Consider the following 22,621-nt stretch of genomic DNA (forward strand, 5'->3'; position numbering starts at 1 on the left):
TGATACTGCAAAATAATCAATAGGCGGCAGGACGGCTGCTGCCTGCAAAGGGGAAGCGGCGGCGGAAATCGTCGGCCATCTCTTCCATCGTCACCCAGCGGATGCCTTTGTGGGAGCTGATGTAATCAATCAGGCGCTCCAGCATGAGAAGCACTTGCGGACGGCCCGATACGTCGGGGTGGATGGTAATGGGGAATACGCCGTACTCCAGCTCGCGGTACACCCAGTCAAACTGGTCACGCCACATTTCCTCGATATCGCGGAGGTTGACAAAACCATGCGAATTGGGCGCTGCCTTCATGAACATCATGGGCGGCAGATCATCCACATACCAGTTGGCCCCGATCTCGACGATATCGATTTCCTGACCGCGAACCAGCGGTTTCATCCAGGTTTTTGCCTCCTGGGTGAAATCGATTTTGGTCCAGCTGTCACCCACGCGGGCATAAAAGGGCACAAAGTCGTTAAACCCCTGGCTGTGGTCGTAGGTGAAACCGAATTCCTTGAGCAGCGACGGCGTGCGTGCGCTCAGCTCCCACCACGGCGCCACATAGCCGCGCGGCACACGGCCGGTCAGGCGGGTCAGCACCTCCAGCTGCTTTTCCATGACATCGCGCTCCTGCTGCTCGGTCATGGCGACGGGATTTTCATGGCTGTAGCCGTGGGCACCAATTTCGTGGCCCGCATCGGCAATTATGCGCACCGAATCAGGAAAAGTTTCCGCGCTGTGGCCTGGAATGAACCAGCTCGCCGGAATATTTTTTCGCTGGAACATTTTCAGAAGGCGGGGCGTACCCACATCACCCGCAAACATACCGCGCTGGATATCAGACGGTGAATCCTCACCCCCGTAGGAGCCGATCCAGCCTGCAACGGCATCAATATCAACCCCAAAACTGCACAGAATTTCCTTGGCCATGGTTTTATCTCCTTAAATCAACACACTACAAAAAAGAATGAATCAGCTATAACGATTGGCGAACTCGCCCCAGCGCTGCAGGGGGTTTTCGGGCGATACCGCCAGCAGCAGGGACAGCACCAGCCGGGCTTTGCGGCTGCTCAGAACCCCGGCGCTGACACAGCCCAGCGTCTGCAGATCGGTCTCTGACCCCGGAAAGCCGTAGGTTTGCGACAGAATTTCTCCCGCGCCGGTGCGCGAGGCGTAAATGACAGGCATCGTGGCCGCCAGTTCAGCCACAGCTTCACGCATAGAGGCGGCAATATGGCCCCCGCCAAACGCATCTAGAACCAGACCGCGATACCCTGCCGCATGAATATGCCGCAGCAGACGAAGATCGTCTCCCAGCGTCAGCGAGAGATAAGCCACGGGTGGAATCGGCGTATCACAGGCAATATCAATGCGCGGGGCCGGCCGGGGCGGGTGAACCAGACGCACGCGCCCCTCGCTGATCCAGCCTATGGGCCCGGCGGACGGGCCTGAACTGAAGGTCGCGGGGTTGGATGTGTGGGTTTTGCGCACCAGCCACGGGTCGTGGATTTCCTCGTTGAAAACCACCACAGCGCCCTGCCCCGCCAGCCCGGGGCTGACCGCCACCTGCAGCGCGCTAAGCACATTGGCGGGCCCATCGGCCCCCGCCAGAGTGGGGTTGCGCATGGCACCGGTCACCACGATAGGCCGGGCGGTCGGGTTGACCAGATCAAACACAAAGCTGCTCTCTTCGATGCAGTCCGTGCCCTGGGTGATGACCACGCCCGCCTCGCCCGACTCGATCTGGCGCACCGCGTGGTCGCGCACCTGCAAAAGCATCGGAATATCCAGGTTCGTCGATGCCGTCTGGGCGAGCTGCGCAGTGCTGACCTGCAGGTCGCCCAGAAAGGGCCGCACGGCTTCCAGGATAGCGCCCGCCCCGACGCTGGGAACGACACCCGCCGCTGCGCTGTTTTTTGCGCCGGAGGCAATGGTGCCGCCCAGTGCGGCCAGGTGGGCACGGGGGACAAAGTGCGACTGCTTCATGCCGCCACCTCATGATCCAGCACGCGGTCCAGCAGCGTCACGTAGAGGGTGTCATCGCCCTGAGGATCGATCTGCAGGCGGCGCCCGTCCAGTAGCGTCATCACCGGGGGCAGGGCAACATGGTCATCGTTCATGAAGGCATTCCAGGTCCAGGCGGCGCCAAAAGCGGCCCAGTCCACCGCGAGGTGATCCTGCGGCCAAACGCAGCGCAGCCGCCCCGCCAATGCCGGACGCTGCAGGCGCATCTGCTCGAGCACGGTGCGCAGGCTGCTGCAAAAGCGCATCGCGCCGGTGGGACTGCTGACGGTGAACCCGCGCACTCCCGCCTTGATCCAGGCCCCCGAGAACAGGCCCGATGACGGCGTGGGCGGCAGCGCGTCGGCCAGATCGAGGGTCAGCGGCCTCGCGGCCTGACCCGCCAGCGCGGCCCAGCGCCCCAGCAGGGCGGCCTGGCGCGGGCGCACCGCCGAAGGGCTGAGCGTGCCGTTGGCATCAATGGCGAAATCCGCCCAGAAATTGCTGCTGGTATAGCCGCACAGCGTGCACATATCCGTTTTTCCCAGTGGGGTTGTCGTGAGCCGCAATCATTAACCCAAACGTTTGGGTTAGCCAGCCAGCACTTTCCCTACCAGGGAAAACGCGGATTCATCGCGCACTGTGACGGGTCCCGGCGCAAAGGCTATGATCAGGTATCGGATTTTCCAGATGACCACGAAACACACCACCCTTGCCGAAATTGCACGCGCTGTGGGCCTGCACGTCTCGACTGTTTCGCGCGTGCTCAACAGCAGCGAGGCAGAGGCGGTCCAGGCGGCATCGGCCGACAGCGTGCAGCGCATCCGCAAGGTCGCCGAAGCCATGGGCTACCGGCCCAACCAGTTGGCGCGCAGCCTGAAATCGCAGCGCACGCGTCTGGCCGGGGTGCTGATGCCGGGGGTGACTGACCATGTGCTGGCGCAGATTTACGAGGCCATCGAGATCGAAGGCACAGCGCACGGCTACGAATCCATCGTGGCCAACACGCACGACAGGCCCGAACTGCAGGAGCGGCGCAGCCTGCTGCTGCTGGATCGACGCGTGGACGGCCTGATCCTGGGTGATGTGCCCCACCACGGCGGCTACGCGCACGCCCTGCACGAGCGGCGCGTGCCCTTTGTGCTGGTGTCGCGCCACGCGGGCGATTTTCCCTGCGTGGTCGCCGACGATTACGGCGGCGGGCGCGCCATGGCCCACCACTTCGCCGATCTGGGCCACCGCGACGTTGCGGTGCTGGCGGGCCGCCCCTGGGCTTCAACGGGCATCGAGCGCACGCGCGGCTTTGTTGCGGGCATGGCCGAACGCGGGGTTACGCTGCTGCCTGAGCGCATCGTCGCCACCGATTTCACCAACGAATCAGGCTATCAGGTGTCGCGCGAGCTGCTGCGCCGCGATCCGGCGATCACCGCCCTGTTCGCCACCAACGATTTCGACGCTCTGGGGGTTTACGGCGCCGCCCACGAACTGGGCCGGGCGCCAGGAGAGGATCTGGCGCTGGGCGGCTTCAACAACATTGCCATAACGGCCCATCTGGGCGTACCGATGACGACGATAGACAGCCCGCGCCAGCAGATGGGTCAGCGCGCCATGCGCATGCTGATCGATCTGATCAAGGGGCGCAGCAATGGCGAGCGCCTCTTCCTGCCAACTCAGCTGGTGGTGCGGGCCACCAGCTGCCCGCCCCGAAGCTGATCAGCGCGCAATATCGCCAATGCACAGGTACTTGGCTTCGAGGTATTCCTCGATGCCCTGGCGCGCCCCTTCGCGGCCCAGACCCGACTGCTTGACGCCGCCAAACGGCACGTGCTCCGTGGCCAGTACGCCGACGTTGACGCCGACCATGCCGTAATCCAGCGCTTCGCCAACCCGGTAGATGCGGCCGATGTCGCGGCTGTAAAAGTAGGCGGCCAGACCGAACTCGGTGGCGTTGGCGTGCTCGATGGCCTCAAGCTCGGTCTTGAAGCGGAACACCGGCGCGAAGGGCCCGAAGGTTTCTTCGCGTGCAGCCAGCATGTCCTGAGTGGCGTTGCCGACCACCGTGGGCTCGAAGAACTGGCCCTGAAGGCGCTTGCCGCCGGTCAGCAGCTGGCCGCCCTTGGCCAGCGCGTCGTCCAGATGACGCTGCACCTTGGCGACGGCCGCCTCTTCGATCAGCGGACCCTGAACCACGCCCTCGTCAAAGCCGTTGCCGACTTTCAAAGCCGATACCTTGGCGGTGAACTGGCGCACGAACTCGTCGTAAACGCCCTCCTGGACGTAAAAGCGGTTGGTGCACACGCAGGTCTGTCCGGCGTTGCGGTATTTGCTGGCCACCGCGCCGTCCACCGCCGAGGCGATGTCGGCGTCGTCAAAGACGATGAAGGGCGCGTTGCCGCCCAGCTCCAGCGCCAGCTTCTTGACGGTGGGCGCGCACTGCGCCATCAGGATGCGGCCGACTTCGGTCGATCCGGTGAAGCTCAGGTGGCGCACGATGTCGCTGGCGCACAGCTCCTTGCCGACCGCGATGCTGTTGTCGGCATCGGCGGTGACGATGTTCAGCACCCCCGCCGGGACGCCCGCCTGCAGCGCCAGTTCGGCAGCAGCCAGCGCGGAGAGCGGCGTCAGCTCGGAGGGCTTGACCACCACCGCGCAGCCCGCCGCCAGCGCGGGAGCCACCTTGCGCGTGATCATCGCCGTGGGGAAGTTCCAGGGCGTGATCGCCGCGCACACACCCACGGGCTGCTGCAGCACCAGCAGACGGCGGTTGTTGTCGAACTGCGGGAGCGTCTCGCCGTTGACGCGCTTGGCCTGCTCGGCGTACCACTCGACAAAGCTGGCGGCGTAAGCGATTTCGCCCTTGGCTTCGGCCAGCGGCTTGCCCTGCTCAGCCGTCATGATGCGGGCCAGATCGTCCTGGTTGGCCATCAGAAGATCAAACCAGCGGCGCAGGATCTGGCTGCGTTCCTTGGCGGTTTTGGCCTGCCACGCGCCTTGCGCGGCCTGCGCGGCCTGGATGGCGTGGCGCGCGCCATCGGCACCGAGGTTGGCCACGTCAGCCAGATGCTGGCCAGTGGCCGGATCGCTCACCGCGAAGGTGCTGGCGCCGTTCACCCACTGCCCGCCGACGAGGGCGCGGGTCTGCAGCAGCGCAGCGTTTTTCACAAGCTTGAGCGGAGATGGAGTCGTATTGGCGGTCATATCGTGGGCCTTGCTGTCAGAAAAGAGAAGAAAGCGCCTGCAACCGAAGTGGCTGCGGCGCGCTGGCGTTCAGCCTCGCGGCCGGGCCAGCTGGAAATCCAGGTGCGCCTTGACCGACGGCCATTCGCTGGCGGTGATGCTGTAGACGCAGGTGTCGCGCAGCGCGCCGTCGGCGTCCGGGTGGCGGTTGATCTGGTGGCTGCGCAGCACGCCGTCCAGCTTGGCGCCCAGGCGCTCGATGCCCCGGCGGCTGGCCTGGTTGAACCAGTGGGTGCGAAATTCGACCGCGATGCAGTCCAGCGTCTCGAAAGCGTGCGCCAGCAGCAGGCGCTTGGCCTCGGTGTTGAGCGCGCTGCGCTGCACCGCGCGGCGGTACCAGGTGGAACCGATCTCGACACGGCGGTTGGCGGCGTCGATGTTCATATAGGTCGTCATGCCCACCGCCTGGCCGTCCGGCGTCAGCACCGCAAAAGGCATCATGCTGCCCGCGCGCTGCAACGCCAGGCGCCGCTGGATCTCGGCGGCTATGCCCTCGGGCGGCGGGATGAGGGTGTACCACAGCGTCCAGAGATCGCCGTCGCGCACGGCGGCTATCAGGTCGGTCTCGTGCTCGGGACGCAGGGGCACCAGCTGGACGTGCTGGCCGATGAGGGAGATGTCGGTGGTGAAGGTCATGCCGCAGGCTTCGCTGTGATGCGTTTCAATTTAGCACGCCCTGCGCCTCCCCCAGATCGGGTGGGGGCAAAGCGGCGGCCGGGCGCTGACCGTCGATGACCACCGGGTGCCCCACCAGACGCAGCGTCGTGCCGTGCTTGACGCGCTCGACCACCAGCCCCCGGGCCTGCACCTGCGGCTGAGCCAGCGCCTGCTGCACATCGTGGATGGGCGAACAGGGCACGCCCGCCGCGTCCAGCCGCATCACCCAGTCGGCCGTGGTTCGCGCCAGCAGCGGCGCCTGCAGCAGCGGGATCAGCGCCTCGCGGTGCGCGACGCGGTCGGCGTTGCGGGCGTAGTGCGGGTCGTCGGCCAGATGCGCCAGCCCAAGCTGCGCAGCGAAGGCGCGAAACTGGCTGTCATTGCCCACCGCCACCACCATGTGGCCGTCCTGCGTGGCCAGCGCCTGGTAGGGAACGATATTGGGGTGGGCGTTGCCCAGGCGCGTGGGCACGGTCCCGCCGATCAGGTGGTTGCTGGCCTGGTTGGCCAGCATGGCAATCTGCACATCCAGCAGCGCGCAGTCGATGTAAGCGCCCTGCCCCGTGCGCTGGCGGCGCAGCAGCGCAGCCAGAATGGCTCCAGTGGCGTAGGTGCCTGTCATCAGATCGACCACCGCGACGCCCACCTTCTGGGGCTCGCGACCCGGCTCGCCGGTGATGCTCATCAGACCGCCTGCCGCCTGGATGGCGAAATCGTATCCCGGCCGCTGCGCATCCGGCCCGGTCTGGCCGTAACCCGTGATGGCGCAATAGACCAGGCCGGGGTTGATGGCTTTCAGGCTGTCGTAATCCAGACCGTAGCGCGCCAATTGGCCCACCTTGTAGTTTTCGACCAGCACGTCGGCGCTGCGCGCCCATTCGCGCATGCGCTCGGCGCCCTCGGGGCTGGCGATGTCCACCGCCACCGAGCGCTTGCCCCGGTTGGCGCAGAGGTAGTAGGCCGAATCCCGGGGCTGATCCTCCTGCGCGGGCGTGGACCACGGTGGCCCCCAGCCGCGCGTGTCGTCGCCCTGTCCGGGGCGCTCGATCTTGATCACTTCAGCGCCATAGTCCGCCAGGGTCTGCGTGGCCCACGGCCCAGCCAGAACGCGGGACAGATCCAGCACCCGCACCCCGGCCAGCAGATCGCAGGCGCCAGCCGGAGTGGCGCCGGTTTCGCTCGCAGCCATGCGCGCCTCAGTTGCCGAAGGCCGCGATGCCCGTCTGGGCCCGGCCCAGGATCAGGGCATGGATGTCGTGCGTGCCTTCGTAGGTGTTGACCACCTCGAGGTTGACCAGGTGACGCGCCACGCCGAACTCGTCGCTGATGCCGTTGCCGCCCAGCATGTCGCGCGCCATGCGCGCCACGTCCAGCGCCTTGCCGCAGCTGTTGCGCTTGAGCAGCGAGGTCAGCTCGACCGCCGCCGTGCCCGCGTCCTTCATGCGGCCCAGCTGCAGACAGCCCTGCAGGCCCAGCGCAATCTCGGTCTGCATGTCGGCCAGCTTCTTCTGGATGAGCTGGTTGGCGGCCAGCGGGCGGCCAAACTGCTTGCGGTCCAGCACGTACTGGCGCGCCGTGTGCCAGCACGCGGTGGCCGCGCCCAGCGCGCCCCAGGCGATGCCGTAACGCGCGCTGTTCAGGCAGGTGAAGGGGCCTTTCAGGCCTTTGACGCCCGGCAGCAGGTTCTCGGCCGGCACAAAGACCTGGTCCATGACGATCTCGCCGGTGATGGATGCGCGCAACCCCACCTTGCCGTGGATGGCGGGCGCGCTCAGGCCCTTCCAGCCTTTTTCCAGGATGAAGCCACGGATGTCGTCTTCGCCCGTGGCCGCGTCTTTCAGCTTGGCCCAGACCACAAACACGTCGGCGATGGGGCTGTTGGTGATCCACATCTTGGCGCCAGACAGCTGGTAACCGCCGTCCACGGGTGTGGCGCGGGTGACCATGCTGCCCGGGTCGGAGCCGTGGTCGGGCTCGGTCAGGCCGAAGCAGCCGATCCATTCGCCAGTCGCCAGTCTGGGCAGGTACTTGCGCTTCTGGGCGTCCGAGCCAAATTTCTCGATGGGCACCATGACCAGCGACGACTGCACGCTCATCATCGAGCGGTAGCCCGAATCGACGGCCTCGACCTCGCGGGCGATCAGGCCGTAGCAGACGTAGTTCAACCCGGCGCCACCGTAGTCGGCGCTGGTGGTCGGGCCCAGCAGGCCCAGTTCGCCCATCTCGCGGAAAATGGCTGTGTCGGTCTGCTCGTTGCGGAAGGCCGCCTGAACACGCGGCTGCAGCTTGTCCTGGCAGTAGGCGCGGGCAGCATCCTGCACCATGCGCTCCTCGTCGCTGAGCTGGGATTCCAGCAGGAAAGGGTCCTGCCACTGAAATGCGGTCTTGCTCATGAAAGGTCTCTTTCTGGGTGAAACTGAAGGCGGAAAATCAGCGGGCGGTAGCGGCGGCCAGTGTGGCCTGGAGAATGTCCAGGCCCTCGTCAATCAGGGCGTCCGGCGCGGTCAGCGGCACCAGGATGCGGATCACGTTGCCATAGGTGCCGCAGGACAGCAGCACCAGGCCGCGCTCGGCGGCGCCGGTGACGACGGCTTTGGTCAGCACCGCGTCGGGCTTGCTGCGGTCGCCGTCGGTGAAGAGCTCGATCGCCAGCATGGCGCCCAGACCCCGCACGTCCTGAATCTGGCGGTGCTGCTGCGCCATGTCCTGCAGGCGCTGGCGCATGTGCGCGCCGACTTTCTGGCAGCGCTCCAGCAGCTTTTCTTCTTCGAACACGTCCATCACCGCCAGCGCCGCAGCGCAGCCCAGCGGCGATCCGGCGTAGGTGCCGCCCAGGCCGCCGGGGCCGGGTGCGTCCATGATGTCAGCGCGGCCGACCACCGCCGAAATCGGGAATCCCCCCGCCATGGATTTGGCCATGGTGATCAGATCAGGCGCCACGCCCGCCTGCTCCACCGCGAACCATGTGCCGGTGCGGCCCGCGCCGGTCTGAACCTCGTCGGCGATCAGTATGATGCCGTGCGTGTCGCACAGGCGGCGCAGCGCCTGCAGCAGCTCCGGGGGAGCGACGTTGAAACCGCCCTCGCCCTGCACCGGCTCGATGATGATGGCGGCGACCTGTGTGGGCTCGATGTCGCACTTGAAAATCTGCTCGATGGATTCCAGCGCGTCGGCCACCGTCACGCCGCGCAGTTCGGACGGGAAACGCGCGTGGAAAATGCTGCCCGGGAAGGGCCCGAAGCCCGCCTTGTAGGGCGCGACCTTGCCCGTCAGCGCCATGGTCAGCGAGGTGCGGCCGTGGTAGCCCCCCGCAAAGGCGATGATGCCCGGGCGCTTCGTGTGGGCACGGGCGATTTTCACGGCGTTCTCGATGGCCTCGGCGCCCGTGGTCAGAAAGAGCGTTTTCTTGGCGAAATCGCCCGGCGCGCGCGCGTTGATGCGCTCGGCCAGCTCGACATAGCTCTCGTAGGCCATCACCTGGAAGCAGGTGTGGGTGAACTGCTCGAGCTGTTTTTGCACGGCGGCCATGATTTTCGGATGGCGGTGGCCGGTGTTGAGCACAGCGATGCCGCCCGCGAAATCGATGTAGCGCTTGCCGTCCACGTCGGTGACGGTGGCGTTGTCGCCGTCCTGGATGAAGAGCTCGTGCACATGGCCCACGCCGCGCGGGATCGCGGCATTGCGCCGCTGCATCAGCTGCTGGTTGCGGGTCAGGGCGTTCGAGGGAATGGCGTTCATGGGAAGTCTCCTGGTGAAAGTCGGGTGCTGACGGTCTGGCGCAGACAATAATCCCCCGCAGGGCCTGCGACCAGACACAGCCGCTGCGAATTGTCAGGCCACTGTACTGGCATTTGCACCAGTACAGCCCGCCGCCATGACAGAATCACGGCATGGACCTCCCTGCCGCCCCCATCACTCCCCCGCACACGGCCCCACTGACTGCGCGCATCGCCCAGCGCATCCAGGACCAGATCGAACGCGGCGCCCTGCCCGGCGGCGCCAAGCTGCCGTCGATCCGCCAGTATGCGGCCAGCCAGAAAGTCAGCATCCACACGGTGGTCGAGGCCTACGACAGGCTGGTCGCCAGCGGCTGGATCCACTCGCGGCCGCATCAGGGCTTTTACGTGCGCCCCCGTCCGGGCGACGCCCCCGCCGCCGCGCCGCGCGGGCGCGATACCCCGGCCGATTTCGATGGCATGTGGTACTTCAGCGGCGTGTTCGAGCCGCGCGCCATGAACCAGCTGCCCGGCTGCGGCTGGCTGCCCGCCGACTGGGGTCTGGAGCAGACCCTGCGCCGCAGCCTGCGCCACCTCAGCACCGATCTGCCCAAGCTCAACGGCTACGGGCATCCGCGCGGCCACCCGCCGCTGTGCCAGTGGCTGGTCGACATGCACGCCGGGCGGGAACTGGCCCTGAAGCCCGATCAGGTTCTGCTGACCCACGGCGCCAGCCAGGGGCTGGACCTGTGCGTGCGCTCGCTGGTGCGCATCGGCGACGCGGTGCTGGTCGATGATCCCGGCTACGCCAACCTGCTCTTCATGCTGCGCCTGCAGGGCGCGCGTCTGCTGGGCGTCCCGCGCACCGCGCAGGGCTACGACCTGGATCGGCTCGAAGCACTGTGCCAGCAGCATCGCCCCAAAGTCTTCTTCACCCAGCCCAGGCTGCAGAACCCGACGGGCTCGACCGCGTCGCTGGGCCAGCTGCACCGCCTGCTGCAGATCGCGCACCAGCACGATCTGACGCTGGTCGAGAACGACATCTACGCCGATCTGGACAGCGCTCACCGCCCCTCGCTGGCCAGCCTGGACCAGCTGGCGCGCGTCATCCACATTCACAGCTTTTCCAAGACGATCACGCCCAATCTGCGCGTGGGCTATGTGCTGGCGCACCCGCTGCAGATCCGCCACCTGGCGGCGCTGAAAATGGCCTCGGGACTGACCTCGTCCGAGCTCAGCGAGCGCCTGACGCTGCATGTGCTGCTCGAGGGCCGCTGGCGCAAGCACCTGCTGCGCCTGCGCGAGCGGCTGGCGCAGGCGCATGTGCACACCGCGCAGTGGCTGACGGCGCTGGGGTTCGAGCTGTTCGCGCAGCCGCAGGCGGGGCTTTTCCTGTGGGCGCGCCACCCGCTGATCGCGCACAGCCAGGCCCTGGCCCAGGCCGCCGCGCGCGAACGCATCCTGCTGGGGCCGGGGGATCTTTTTCAGGCGCAGGCGCAGACCGACGGCGCACCACCCAGCCCCTGGCTGCGCTTCAACGTGTCCTTCAGCCTGGACGCGGCGCTGCCGCAGTTTCTGTCGGATCACCTGTCGCGGCGGGATCCGGCCCGCGCACCGGCAAAAAAAGACCCCGGACCAGCCGGGGTCACATGAGACACCACCCAACACGCTCAGAAGCGGTGTCTCACCCCAAGCTCGTAAGCCGTCTGCGGCCCGGAAGGCTGGCGCGGATCGCGCGCCGCATTGGCATAAATGGAAGTGCGGGCGCTCAGGTTGTAGCGCACGCCCAAGGCCAGGCGCTGCGCGACCTGGGTGTTACTGGCCTGATAAGCCAGCATGGCGGCAGCCTGCTGCCTGGCCTGGGTCGCCAGCGCGGTGGCCTGAGCCCCCAGGGTCTGCGCCTGCGTCCCCAGCGACTGCGCCTGCGCCAGGTTACCCGCCTGGCCGGCTGCAACTGCTTGCGCGCCCAAAGCTGCGGCCTGGGCGCCCAGCGCCTGGGCTTGCGCCCCGAGTGCTGAAGCCTGGGCCGCCAGCGGAATACGATCCCGCGCATTGGCCAGGTCCTGCGAATCCAGAATGCCGTAAGACGCCAGCAGCTCGAACGCCCCCAAACGCCAGGTCACCCCCAGCAACGCCGAGCGCACGGTGTAGCCGTTGGGCAGCCCCAGGCGAGTGAGCTGTCCACTGATCACATCGCCTTTGGCGAAAGTCAGCCCCGGACCGGCGTTGATGTCTATAGGCGAGGTCGCCCCACCTTTGGCCCGCCCGACCCCAGCGTGCAGCGTGACCGCACCCAGGTTATAGCGACCACTGAGCGATACCGCCTCTGATGTGGCATTGCCGATGCGAAAACCTGGCCTGTCGTAGCCCACCCCGATCACGGCGTCGTCGTTGCGCCAGCCCAGCGCCGCACTGACCGGGATGACCTGCACGGCAGCGTCGTCCGCCTGGGCCTTGTCAGCCACCTGCAGGGCCAGAAAAGCGCCCGCGTACTGTGTCTCAAAAGTCACCGACCGGCTGGCCCGCGAATCCGCGTAGGGCGATGTCACGCCCGCCATGCTGGTGATTTCGCTGTTGGCCGCTACACCGTCGGTCATGAACGGGTCGGCGGCGGCGGCCATCGTGAAACCGGGCCGCACCCGCGTGCCCAGCGACAGACGCCCGATGCGGTCGGATTCCAGGTAAACATAGCGGTCGCGCAGACGGATGCTGTCAGTGGGGTCACCGGTCAGGAATATCTCCTGGCGGATCACAAAACCCGCTTTGAGCCCATTGCCCAGCGCCTCGGCGCCGGCCAAGGTCAGATGCGTGCCACGCCCCTGCGTGCCGGTGCGTACCGATCGGTCGGTCTTGCCCATATCGCGTCCGACCGATGCATCGACTGCACCGGACAAGCTCACCTCGCTCTGCGCCCACACGGGTGCAGGACCCGCCACAGCGGTCAGCCCCACAGCCGCAACACCCGCACACAACCAGCCTCGCCTTGCGCTCTTCACACCCGGACGACTGGACCTCATGGGGCCTCCCTGCCAATTTATCTTCATGTGAAAGATTCTGGCATGGGCTTGGGAGTGGCGTCTGTGAAGTAAAGCCGCCCCAGGAGCAACTTGGCACTGGGCAATAAAAAAGCCGCCCGAAGGCGGCTTTGGAATGCAGACACAAAGTGCCGATCAGCAGGGCGCTGCAGGAGCGCCCATTGGATCAGAAGCTGTGCGCAATACCCAGGCTGTAGCCAACAGCCAGGCGGTTGGCGTTGACAGCAGCATTGTTCTTGTTGGCATCCTTGACGGCCTTGTCATAAGCGACATCACCGAAGATGGAAGTGCGCTTGCTCAGGCTGTACTTGGCGCCCAGCGTCACCACTTGGCTCACTTTGACAGCTTTCGGGTCAGGCGTAACGATGGTGGCAACAGGCGTGTTGCGGATGTCTGCGTACGTCAGGGCAACACGAACGGCACCGACGTTACCAGCAGCGCCAATCTGGGCTGCTTGACGCTTGGCACCAATAGAATCTTTACCTTGACCGTAGCTGGCACCGAAATCAGCCAGGCCGGGCATGCTGTAGCCCAGACCCAGAACGGTCCAGTTTTGCTGGTTGGTAGACTTCACGCGACCACGGTCATGACCGATACCGACCTTGAAACCCAGCGCATTGAAGCTGGCGCCCACGCTGACGGGCATTTCGGTGGCCAGCGCGTTGGTTTCACCGGCCTTGTTCTTGTCAGACAGTGCCACGCCAGCGTACAGGCCGTTGGCGTTGTATTCATAACGGGCAGCACGATCCATGCGCGAAGCGCTGGATTCCCAAGCGCTATCGGCACCGCCTTGGATGGCAGCCCAGTTATCGCCGTTGTACCAGCCGTTCACGTCAGACCAGCTCACAGCATCGAAAGCAGGCTTGCTGACAGTACCCAAGCTGATTTTGCCAAAGGCGCTCTGCAAGAATACCAGCTTTTCACCGAAACCAATACCACCGGTGGAAGTGACGTTACCAGCTGCGTCCCTGTTCACGGGAAGGCTGCCGCCACTGGTACCACCATCAACGATGTTGAAACGGGGGTTCAGCTTGAAACCAGCCGACAGGCCGTTGCCCAGATCTTCAACGCCCGAGAAGATCAGGCCAGACCATTCGTTCGACAGAACGCGGTTGTCAGTGGTACCCACAAACTTGCCCACGCCAGCGTTCACGCGGCCAGACAGGGTCACGGAGGACTGGGCCGAAGCCAGACCAGCGAAGGAAGCCAGAGCGGCGAAGGCGATGATTGTCTTTTTCATAACAAATCTCCAAAAGGAAGAGAAAACTGGTGTGTCGCAAGAGCAGGCGAACAAACTGCCTGCTACGGGTGCTAATCTTGCCTGAGAGTGGCGTGAACGCCATGCTTTTGCCCAGAAACTTGCGGCAGTTGTCGCCGGCACACAACAAATCATCAGAAACAGTCTGAAACAATCAATCCATCTGTTTGATTATTAAGGATTTTTAACATGACAAACCCTCATTCCGCATCCATGCCGAACCACGCGGCGGGCGGGGCCAGCCGGCCCGAACCGCGTACTTTGAGCGGGCTGGATCCGCTGCTGGCCAGTGTCGGGCGGGCGCTGCAGACCATCTGGGGCGAGGTGCACAGCCGTACACCGCGCCCGCTGCCTCCGAGCGTGCAGCCGGACGATCTGGCTCTGGCCGCCATGGAGAGTGACGCCCGCCTCTCCCCCACGGACAAGGCGCTGTCGGGCAGCCTGATGCGCGTCAACCACGTCGGCGAGGTGTGCGCGCAGGCGCTCTATCAGGCGCAGGCGCTGACAGCGCGATCGCCCGCGCTTCGGGCGCAGATGCTGCACGCCGCCGAGGAAGAAATCGACCATCTGGCCTGGACGCAGGACCGCCTGCGCGAGCTGGGCGCGCACCGCAGCCACCTCAACCCGCTGTGGTACGCCGGATCGTTCGCGCTGGGACTGCTGGCCGGGCGGCTGGGCGATGCGCGCAGCCTGGGCTTCGTGATTGAAACCGAGCGTCAGGTCGAGGCGCATCTGGACGAGCACATGGAGCGCCTGCCGCCCAGCGATGCGCTTTCGCAGGCCATTGTTGAACGGATGAAGGCCGACGAGGCCCGTCACGCCGACGATGCGCTGGCTGCAGGGGGCATCCCCCTGCCCGGCCCGGTGAAAACGGCGATGCGCGGCATGGCCAAGGTGATGACGGTGACGGCCCACCGCCTCTGAGACCGCAGCCGGGCCGATGTTTCAGTCGCCCGGCCCTGCCTGCTGCAGCAGCGCCAGCCGCGCCGCGTCCAGCGCCTGGCCGATGGCCGGGCCTTTAGCCCCACGCTCCTGCGCTGCGCGGATCACCTGAGCCTGATCCAGCGCCTGCAGCCGCTGCCATGCGGCGTGCTGCTGCTGTGCGGCCCAGGCGATGGCCTTCGCGCCCGGCAGTGCCGTGTCCAGATGCTGCACGAGCGCCCAGAGGGACTGCGCGCGCTGCGGTCGGCGCCAGGCGTCCAGACGCTGCAGCGCGTCCAGCAGGCTGCGCGGAGATAGCGCCATGGACGCCGTGGTCGCCGTGGTGGCCGAAGAGGACGACACCAGCGCAGCCCGCTCGCGGGCCGCGCAGGCGAGCAGCTCCTGCGCGCTGGACGGGACGCGCCAGACGCGCTGCAGCACGGCGGCGTGGTCCAGCACGCTGGCCGAATCGTCACCGGCCAGCAAAGTGCGGGCCAGCCAAAGCAGGGTCCAGCGCTCGTCCAGCCCCAGGCCTTCGGCGGGATCCAGATGACGCCAGGCGCTGCCCCACCGGTTTTCCCCTTCAAGCGACCACTGCGCCAGACCCTCCGGCAGCCCGGCCGTCTGCAGCAGCACGGACCAGGCGCCGCAATCGCCCAGCACCTGACCGAAGCGCGACGGCTGCTTCGACACAATCGCACGCGCCACCTCTCGCCACAGGCGTTCGGGCACCAGCGCCTGCAGCTCGCCACTGCGCGCGAGCTGCGCCAGAAGCTGCTGCGTGCCAAGCGCCACCGTGAACTGCGGCCAGCGCGCCGCCAGCCGCGCCAGGCGCAGGACGCGCAGCGGGTCTTCGGTGAAGGCGTCCGAGACGTGCCGCAGCACGCCCGCGCGCAGGTCGCGCCAGCCGCCCAACGGGTCGATCAGGCGGCCGTCCAGCGTCTGCGCCATGGCGTTGAGGGTGAGATCGCGCCGCAGCAGATCCTGCTCCAGCGTCACCGACGGATCAGCATGGAAAACAAAGCCGCCGTAGCCCGGCGCCGACTTGCGCTCGGTGCGCGCCAGTGCGAACTCGTCCTGAGTCTGCGGGTGCAGGAACACCGGAAAATCCTGGCCGACCGGGCGGAATCCCAGGTCCAGCAGGTCCTGCGCGCGGGCGCCCACCACCACCCAGTCGCGGTCGCCCGCCGGTTCGCCCAGCAGCGCGTCGCGCACCGCCCCGCCCACCACATAGACCTGCGCCAGACCGGCCAGGCGGCGCACCAGCGCGTCGGGCTCGATCACCGGCAAGGCGGGCGGCTGCTCAGGCAACGAGACCGATGGGTCCAGGCGCGGGAAGGGATCAGGGTTCATGGCCGATTGTAGGCATGGCCAGCGCCTACAATCCAAAGCCTGATTACGGGCCCAGTGCCCCGCTACGCCATGAATTTCAAAAATGCCCCCCAAATGCCCTTCTCGGGCCTGGTCCAGTCGCTGTCGCAGGCCGGGCTGGAGCGCGTCACCCTGCTGGCCAACCACGTGCTGTCGGCCGAGCCTGAAGCCACGCGCCGCCTGCAGGCGCACGTCGGCCACGCGCTGCACGTGCATCTGGACGACTGGCCGCGCCACCTGCCGCGCGGCGCCGAGCTGCTCTTCCTGATCACCCCGGCCGGTCTTCTGGAAGCCGTCGCTGCGGACGATGCCGCCGTGGCGCTGGCGCCCACCCTGCACGTCCACCTGGACGCCAGCAACCCGCTGGCGCTGGTGGGCGCTCTGGCGCGCGGGCCGCTGGTGGCCACGCAGGTCGCCGGGCCGGGCGCGCTGGCCAGCGACATCAACTGGATCATCGCGCACGTGCGCTGGGACATCGAAGCCGATCTGGAACGCTGGGTCGGCCCCAGCGTCGCCATGGCGCTGGTGACGGCGGGCCACTTCGCCAGCAGCGCGGTGCAGCAGGCGGCCAGCACGCTGGGCGCGCTGATCGGCAAACGGCAGTAAGCCGCATCTGTGAGCTTCCTGCCCATGCGCTTCCTGCAATACCCGCTGCGGCTGGTTTACATCCTTTACATCATCGCCCACTACGGGCTGGACGAGATCGCCCTGTCGCCCTTCCGGCAGCGCTGGGTGCGCGGGCTACTGCGCGTGATGACGCTGGGGCGGCGACTGCACGCGCCACGCGGCCAGCGCCTGCGTCTGGCACTGGAGCGTCTGGGCCCCATCTTCGTCAAGTTCGGCCAGGTGCTGTCCACCCGGCGCGATCTGCTGCCGCCGGACATTGCGGACGAGCTGACCCTGCTGCAGGACCGCGTCGCGCCCTTCGATAACGCCCACGCTTTCCGCATCATCGAATCGGCGCTGGGCCGCACCGTGGGCCAGATGTTTGCCCAGATCGACGAGCATCCCATCGCCAGCGCCTCGATTGCGCAGGTCTATTTCGGGCGGCTGCACGATGGCCGCGAGGTGGCCATCAAGGTGCTGCGCCCCGGCATGCAGTCGGTGATCGAGAACGATCTGGCGCTGATGCACACGCTGGCCGCCTGGGTTGAGCGCCTGTCCAGCGACGGCAAGCGCCTGCGCCCGCGCGAGGTCGTCAGCGAGTTCGACATGTATCTGCACGACGAGCTGGACCTGGTGCGCGAAGCCGCCAACGCCACCCAGCTGCGGCGCAACATGCAGGGCCTGAACCTGCTGATCGTGCCGGAAATGATGTGGGATTTCTGCAGCACGCAGGTCATCGTCATGCAGCGCATGCACGGCGTGCCCATCGCGCAGGTGGATCGCCTGATCGCCGCCGGGGTGGACATGAAGCGCCTGGCGGTCGATGGCGTGACCATTTTCTTCACCCAGGTCTTCCGCGACGGCTTTTTCCACGCCGACATGCACCCGGGCAACATCCTGGTGTCGACGGCGCCCGAGACGCTGGGGCGCTACATTGCGCTGGATTTCGGCATCATCGGCACGCTGTCCGAGTTCGACAAGAGCTATCTGGCGCAGAACTTCCTGGCCTTCTTCCAGCGCGATTACAAACGCGTCGCCGAGCTGCACATTGAATCGGGCTGGGTGCCGTCGCAGACGCGCGTGGACGCGCTGGAAGGCGCGGTGCGCACCGTGTGCGAGCCTTACTTTGACCGGCCTCTGAAGGAAATCTCGCTGGGCCAGGTGCTGCTGCGTCTGTTCCAGATCTCCAAGCGCTTCCAGGTGGAAATCCAGCCGCAGCTCGTGCTGCTGCAGAAAACGCTGCTCAACATCGAGGGCCTGGGGCGCCAGCTCGACCCCGATCTGGACCTGTGGCACACCGCCAAACCCTTCCTGGAACGCTGGATGAACGAGCAGGTGGGCTGGCGCGCCCTGCTTCAGGGCCTGAAAAAAGAGGCGCCCAGCTACGCCCAGCTCATGCCCGAAGTGCCGCGCCTGCTGCACAGCACGCTGCTGGCGCTGTCGCACTCGTCGCGCCACGGCAAGGTCCAGCCCAGTCACCCCGAACTGGTCGAAGCCATCGGCCAGCTCGTGCGCGAACAGCGCAGCCAGCGCCGCTGGATCATCTCGGTGGGGACTGTGCTGGTGCTGCTTCTGGGGGCGGTGGTGGCGGTGGGGTGGCGGCTGGTGTAGGGGTGAAACAGCCTGCTGGATTTCTGCGTGGATTCACCGTTGTTGCGTGGTGCGCAACATGCTATATTGATCCCCATGATCAAGACGTTTCAGCACAAAGGTCTGAAAAATCTCTTCGAAACAGGAAGTCTCGCAGGGGTGCAGGCCAGCCATGGAAAGCGTCTGCGCCTGCAACTTGCAGCTCTCGATACTGCGCAAATCATTGAGGATATGGATATCCCCGGCTTTCGTCTGCATCCACTGAAAGGCCCATCCGCAGGGCGCTGGTCGATTGCGGTGAATGCCAATTGGCGTCTGACCTTCGAATTCAGGGAAGGCAATGCCTACATTGTGGATTACGAGGACTATCACTGATGACCACCATGCACAACCCGCCCCACCCCGGTGAATTCATCAGCGAGGTTTATCTGGAGCCCAACGGAATCAGCGGCAGGGAGCTCGCCGAGAAACTGGACGTCGCAGCCTCGACGCTGAGCCGGATTCTGAAAGGAACTGGCCGGGTCACCCCGGAAATGGCCCTGCGCCTGGCAAAATCCGTAGGCCGGTCACCAGAAAGCTGGCTGGCCATGCAGGATGCGTATGACCTCTGGCTGGCCCGCCAAAGCGTGGATCTGCAGCGGGTAGGGAAACTCAGGTTCGCAGAGGCCTGATGCGTCGATCATGACTCATCAAACCGGCTGCGCCACCAGATCGTGTCCGCGCGCTTCGACGACCACAGCGCGGGTGAATTCGCCGACTTTGAGCGTTTTTGAGGCCTTGTTGGGCGGCAGGAGGTGGACGATGCCGTCGATCTCGGGGGCATCGGCGTAACTGCGGCCGCGCCCGCCCCGGCGACCCAGCGCGGGGGCGTGGTCGATCAGCACCTGCAGGGTCTGGCCGACGCGGCGCTGCAGGCGCTGCACCGACACCTGCTCGGCAACGGCCATGAATTCGGCGCGGCGCGCTTCGCGCTCCTCCTGCGGCAGGGCGCCATCCAGCGCGTTGGCCGGAGCACCGTCCACGGGCGAGTAGGCAAAGCAGCCTGCGCGGTCGATCTGCGCTTCACGGACAAAATCAAGCAGGTGCTCGAACTGCTCGCGCGTTTCGCCCGGGAATCCGGCGATGAAGGTCGAGCGCACCACCAGCTCCGGACAGGCCTGGCGCCAGGCCAGCAGGCGCTCCAGCACTTTTTCAGCACTGGCCGGCCGCTTCATGCGACGCAGCACCTCGGGGTGCGCGTGCTGGAAGGGCACGTCCAGGTAGGGCAGGATCAGCCCTTCGGCCATCAAAGGCAGCAGATCGTCCACGCTGGGATAGGGGTAGACGTAGTGCAGCCGCACCCAGGCCTTGTGCCCGCGCGCCAGTTCGCCCAGGCGCTGGCACAGGTCCAGCAGGCGGGTTTTGACGGGCTGGCCGTCCCAGAAACCGGTTCTGTATTTCACATCGACGCCGTAAGCGCTGGTGTCCTGGCTGACGACGAGCAGCTCTTTCACGCCCGATTCGAACAGGCGTTTGGCCTCGCCCAGAACGTCGCCCACGGGGCGGCTGAACAGATCGCCGCGCATCGAGGGGATGATGCAGAAGGTGCAGCGGTGGTTACAGCCTTCGCTGATTTTCAGATAGGCGTAGTGCTTCGGCGTCAGCTTGATGCCCTGCGCGGGCACCAGATCAACAAACGGATCATGCGGTTTGGGCAGGTGCTGGTGGATGGCGTCCATGACCTCCTGCGTGGCGTGCGGCCCCGTCACCGCCAGCACCTTGGGGTGGGTCTGGCGCACCAGGTTCTCACCCCCCTCGCCCGTGCGCGCGCCCAGGCAGCCCGTCACGATGACCTTGCCGTTCTCGGCCAGCGCCTCACCGATGGTGTCCAGGCTCTCGCGCACCGCATCGTCGATGAAGCCGCAAGTGTTGACGACAACCAGATCCGCTCCCGCAAAGGATTTGTGCGTCTGGTAACCCTCGGCCGAGAGCTGCGTCAGGATCAGCTCGGAATCAGTGAGCGCTTTGGGGCAGCCCAGCGAGACAAAGCCGATGCGCGGGGCGGCGGAGGTGGGGGGCGAAGCAGGGGCAAGATCAGCGGTCATGGTGCAGGCCTGGGTCTGGAACAGTGCGGGAGTATGCCGCATGGGGGCCGTAGCGACGAACAGCTCTGCATGCCTGGCTCCGTTCCCGTGGACAATCTCTCCCATGCCCCCCATTTTCCTCCACGGCCTGCTGCTGGGCCTGAGCCTGATTGTCGCCATTGGTGCGCAGAACGCCTTCGTGCTGCGCCAGGGCCTGCGCCGCGAGCACGTGACGCCGGTGGTGGTGCTCTGTGCGCTGGCCGACGCCGTGCTGATCACCGCCGGGGTGCTGGGCATGGCGCGGGTGATCGCCAGCCACCCCGGGCTGGCACAGATCATGGCCGGGGCCGGGGCGGTTTTTCTGGCCGCGTACGGCTGGAAGGCGCTGCTGCGGGCGCGCCATGCCAGCCGGCTGCAGGCCGCGCAGGGCGGCGGCCTGAGCCTGGGCGCTGCACTGGCGCAGGCAGCGGCGTTCACCCTGCTCAACCCGCATGTCTATCTGGACACCGTGCTGCTGGTGGGCAGCATCGGCGCGCAGCACCCGCCGGGGCTGGCGCAGGTCAGCTTCATCGCCGGGGCCTGCACCGCCAGCGTAGGCTGGTTCACGCTGCTGGGTTTTGGCGCTCGCGCCCTGGCGCCGGTTTTTGCACGGCCGCGCGCCTGGCAGGTTCTGGACGGCATCATCGGGCTGACCATGCTGACGCTGGCAGCGCTTTTGCTGCGCCATGCGCTCGCCGGGGCCTGATCAGCGCCCCTCCAGCATCTCATCCCGGGGCGCCGCGTCGCGGCTGGCTCCGGTCAGCAGGAAGCCGACATAGCCCAGGCCCACGATAGCGGCGAACAGCACGAAGACCAGGCTGCTGAACCAGGCCATGGCGAGCAGCGAGATCACGGCAATCACCAGCGCGATCCACGGAAAAAGCGGGAACACCGGTGCGCGGTAAGGCCGATCCATGCCCGGCTCGATGCGGCGCAGGCGCAGCAGGCTGGCCATGGAGATGATGTACATCAGCAGCGCGCCAAACACCGACATGGTGATGATGTTGGCGGTGAGGCTCTGGCCACCCAGCGTGATCAGGCTGTCGCTGAAAATGGCTGCGATGCCGACCACACCCCCGGCCAGGATGGCCCGGTGCGGCGTGCGAAAGCGCGGGTGCACGGCGGCAAACCAGGGCAGCAGGTAACCGGCGCGGGCCAGCGCGAAAATCTGGCGCGAGTAGCCCATGATGATGCCGTGAAAGCTGGCCACCAGGCCGAACAGGCCCAGCCAGATCAGCATGTGCATCCAGCCGCTGCTCTGCCCGACGATGATGGCCATGGCCTTGGGCAGCGGGTCGTTGATGTTTGCCAGCTCTTTCCAGTTGCCCACGCCGCCCGCAAAAATCATCACGCCAAAAGCCAGCGCCACCAGCGTCAGGATGCCCGCGATGTAGGCCTTGGGAATGGTGCGGCGCGGGTCGCGCGCCTCTTCGGCGGCCATGGCCACGCCCTCGATCGCCAGAAAGAACCAGATCGCAAAGGGAATCGCGCCCAGGATGCCGCTCACCGTGGCCGCCGAGAACATGCTGCTGCCCGCCCAGCCATCCAGTGCAAAGTGCTGCCAGGAGAAGCCTGGCGCGACCACGCCCATGAAGACCAGCAGCTCGCCAATCGCCAGTACGGTCACGAACAGCTCGAAGTTGGCCGCGATGCTCACCCCCAGGATGTTCAGCACCATGAAGACCGCGTACGCCCCGACGGCGATCCACTTGGGGTCCAGCGCCGGAAAGAGGTTGTTCAGATAGGCGCCGATCGCCAGCGCGATGGCCGGGGGCGCGAAGACGAACTCGATCAGCGTCGCCATGCCCGCGAAGTAACCGCCCTTGGGCCCGTAGGCGCGGTAGGCGTAGGCGAAAGGTCCGCCCGCGTGCGGAATGGCCGTGGACAGCTCGGTGTAGCTGAAGATGAAGGTGGTGTACATCAGCGCGATGAACACGAAGGTGACCAGAAAGCCCAGCGTTCCGGCCGCGCCCCAGCCGTAGCTCCAGCCGAAATAGTCGCCCGAAATGACCAGGCCCACCGCGATCCCCCACAGCTGGATCGCGCCCAGCGTGGGCTTGAGCTCGCGCACCACGTTCTCTCTCTTGTTCATGCTGTCTCCTGGAGTGATCGCCCGGTTGCATCGTCCGGAACGCTTT

At 66.2% G+C, this 22,621-nt stretch carries 21 protein-coding genes; 8 read left to right on the plus strand and 13 right to left on the minus strand.

Annotated elements, in window-relative coordinates; translation table 11 throughout:
* Nucleotides 1-16 precede the first annotated feature (16 nt).
* The 3 genes from RV045_RS10980 to RV045_RS10990 are packed head-to-tail and all read right to left on the minus strand — an operon-like array spanning nt 17 to nt 2,523.
* Nucleotides 17-919, minus strand: a complete 903-nt coding sequence (locus RV045_RS10980) for a polysaccharide deacetylase family protein (protein WP_423235833.1) — start codon at nt 917-919, stop codon at nt 17-19.
* 42 nt (nt 920-961) lie between these two features.
* Entirely contained in the window at nt 962-1,975 is a 1,014-nt protein-coding gene (locus RV045_RS10985; protein WP_423235834.1) for an asparaginase, read from the minus strand.
* The gene (locus tag RV045_RS10990) at nt 1,972-2,523 is read right to left on the minus strand and encodes a hypothetical protein (RefSeq protein ID WP_423235835.1); all 552 of its coding nucleotides are present in this window, start codon (nt 2,521-2,523) and stop codon (nt 1,972-1,974) included. The genes RV045_RS10985 and RV045_RS10990 overlap by 4 nt, the downstream gene beginning before the upstream one ends.
* A gap of 157 nt (nt 2,524-2,680) precedes the next feature.
* Here RV045_RS10990 and RV045_RS10995 point away from each other — a divergent pair, with 157 nt between their 5' ends.
* Entirely contained in the window at nt 2,681-3,703 is a 1,023-nt protein-coding gene (locus RV045_RS10995; protein WP_423235836.1) for a LacI family DNA-binding transcriptional regulator, read from the plus strand.
* Here RV045_RS10995 and RV045_RS11000 read toward each other — a convergent pair whose 3' ends face one another.
* The 5 genes from RV045_RS11000 to gabT form a co-directional block, all read right to left on the minus strand.
* Entirely contained in the window at nt 3,704-5,188 is a 1,485-nt protein-coding gene (locus tag RV045_RS11000) for an NAD-dependent succinate-semialdehyde dehydrogenase (RefSeq protein WP_423235837.1), read from the minus strand.
* 69 nt (nt 5,189-5,257) lie between these two features.
* On the minus strand, nt 5,258-5,863 hold the full coding sequence (locus RV045_RS11005; RefSeq protein WP_423235838.1) for a GNAT family N-acetyltransferase: 606 nt from the start codon (nt 5,861-5,863) through the stop codon (nt 5,258-5,260).
* A 25-nt stretch (nt 5,864-5,888) separates the two neighbouring features.
* Nucleotides 5,889-7,073 (minus strand): CaiB/BaiF CoA transferase family protein, encoded by a 1,185-nt coding sequence (locus RV045_RS11010; protein WP_423235839.1) that lies wholly within the window; start codon nt 7,071-7,073, stop codon nt 5,889-5,891.
* Between the two features lie 7 nt (nt 7,074-7,080).
* Complete coding sequence (locus RV045_RS11015) at nt 7,081-8,277, minus strand: acyl-CoA dehydrogenase (protein WP_423235840.1); 1,197 nt, start codon at nt 8,275-8,277, stop codon at nt 7,081-7,083.
* Between the two features lie 37 nt (nt 8,278-8,314).
* Nucleotides 8,315-9,622, minus strand: a complete 1,308-nt coding sequence (gene gabT / locus RV045_RS11020; protein WP_423235841.1) for a 4-aminobutyrate--2-oxoglutarate transaminase — start codon at nt 9,620-9,622, stop codon at nt 8,315-8,317.
* 152 nt (nt 9,623-9,774) lie between these two features.
* Here gabT and RV045_RS11025 point away from each other — a divergent pair, with 152 nt between their 5' ends.
* Complete coding sequence (locus RV045_RS11025) at nt 9,775-11,253, plus strand: aminotransferase-like domain-containing protein (protein WP_423235842.1); 1,479 nt, start codon at nt 9,775-9,777, stop codon at nt 11,251-11,253.
* Nucleotides 11,254-11,270: 17 nt separating this feature from the next.
* Here RV045_RS11025 and RV045_RS11030 read toward each other — a convergent pair whose 3' ends face one another.
* Both RV045_RS11030 and RV045_RS11035 read right to left on the minus strand, forming a co-directional pair.
* The gene (locus RV045_RS11030; protein WP_423235843.1) at nt 11,271-12,644 is read right to left on the minus strand and encodes a porin; all 1,374 of its coding nucleotides are present in this window, start codon (nt 12,642-12,644) and stop codon (nt 11,271-11,273) included.
* A 157-nt stretch (nt 12,645-12,801) separates the two neighbouring features.
* Nucleotides 12,802-13,875, minus strand: coding sequence for a porin (locus RV045_RS11035; protein ID WP_423235844.1), 1,074 nt, complete (start codon nt 13,873-13,875; stop codon nt 12,802-12,804).
* Nucleotides 13,876-14,106: 231 nt separating this feature from the next.
* Here RV045_RS11035 and coq7 point away from each other — a divergent pair, with 231 nt between their 5' ends.
* Nucleotides 14,107-14,817 carry a 2-polyprenyl-3-methyl-6-methoxy-1,4-benzoquinone monooxygenase gene (coq7, locus tag RV045_RS11040; RefSeq protein ID WP_423235867.1) on the plus strand — a complete coding sequence of 237 codons (711 nt, stop codon included), beginning with the start codon at nt 14,107-14,109 and terminating at the stop codon, nt 14,815-14,817.
* Between the two features lie 21 nt (nt 14,818-14,838).
* Here coq7 and RV045_RS11045 read toward each other — a convergent pair whose 3' ends face one another.
* Entirely contained in the window at nt 14,839-16,167 is a 1,329-nt protein-coding gene (locus tag RV045_RS11045; RefSeq protein ID WP_423235845.1) for a multifunctional CCA tRNA nucleotidyl transferase/2'3'-cyclic phosphodiesterase/2'nucleotidase/phosphatase, read from the minus strand.
* Between the two features lie 69 nt (nt 16,168-16,236).
* Here RV045_RS11045 and RV045_RS11050 point away from each other — a divergent pair, with 69 nt between their 5' ends.
* From RV045_RS11050 to RV045_RS11065, 4 genes are read left to right on the plus strand one after another with little or no spacing between them, the layout of a single operon-like run.
* The gene (locus RV045_RS11050) at nt 16,237-16,791 is read left to right on the plus strand and encodes a hypothetical protein (protein WP_423235846.1); all 555 of its coding nucleotides are present in this window, start codon (nt 16,237-16,239) and stop codon (nt 16,789-16,791) included.
* Between the two features lie 24 nt (nt 16,792-16,815).
* Entirely contained in the window at nt 16,816-18,402 is a 1,587-nt protein-coding gene (ubiB, locus tag RV045_RS11055) for a ubiquinone biosynthesis regulatory protein kinase UbiB (RefSeq protein WP_423235868.1), read from the plus strand.
* Nucleotides 18,403-18,429: 27 nt separating this feature from the next.
* Nucleotides 18,430-18,756, plus strand: coding sequence for a type II toxin-antitoxin system RelE/ParE family toxin (locus RV045_RS11060; protein ID WP_479722906.1), 327 nt, complete (start codon nt 18,430-18,432; stop codon nt 18,754-18,756).
* Entirely contained in the window at nt 18,756-19,052 is a 297-nt protein-coding gene (locus tag RV045_RS11065) for a HigA family addiction module antitoxin (protein WP_423235847.1), read from the plus strand. The genes RV045_RS11060 and RV045_RS11065 overlap by 1 nt, the downstream gene beginning before the upstream one ends.
* Nucleotides 19,053-19,070: 18 nt before the next feature.
* On the opposite strand, the gene rimO is transcribed toward RV045_RS11065, so the two are convergent.
* Nucleotides 19,071-20,465 carry a 30S ribosomal protein S12 methylthiotransferase RimO gene (gene rimO / locus RV045_RS11070; RefSeq protein ID WP_423235848.1) on the minus strand — a complete coding sequence of 465 codons (1,395 nt, stop codon included), beginning with the start codon at nt 20,463-20,465 and terminating at the stop codon, nt 19,071-19,073.
* A gap of 103 nt (nt 20,466-20,568) precedes the next feature.
* Between rimO and RV045_RS11075 the strand changes: the two genes are divergently transcribed.
* The gene (locus RV045_RS11075; RefSeq protein ID WP_423235849.1) at nt 20,569-21,189 is read left to right on the plus strand and encodes a LysE/ArgO family amino acid transporter; all 621 of its coding nucleotides are present in this window, start codon (nt 20,569-20,571) and stop codon (nt 21,187-21,189) included.
* On the opposite strand, the gene eat is transcribed toward RV045_RS11075, so the two are convergent.
* On the minus strand, nt 21,190-22,575 hold the full coding sequence (gene eat / locus RV045_RS11080) for an ethanolamine permease (protein WP_423235850.1): 1,386 nt from the start codon (nt 22,573-22,575) through the stop codon (nt 21,190-21,192).
* Nucleotides 22,576-22,621: the final 46 nt, after the last annotated feature.

This window comes from Amphibiibacter pelophylacis, from assembly GCF_037688875.1.
GTDB classification, from domain to species: domain Bacteria; phylum Pseudomonadota; class Gammaproteobacteria; order Burkholderiales; family Burkholderiaceae_C; genus Amphibiibacter; species Amphibiibacter pelophylacis.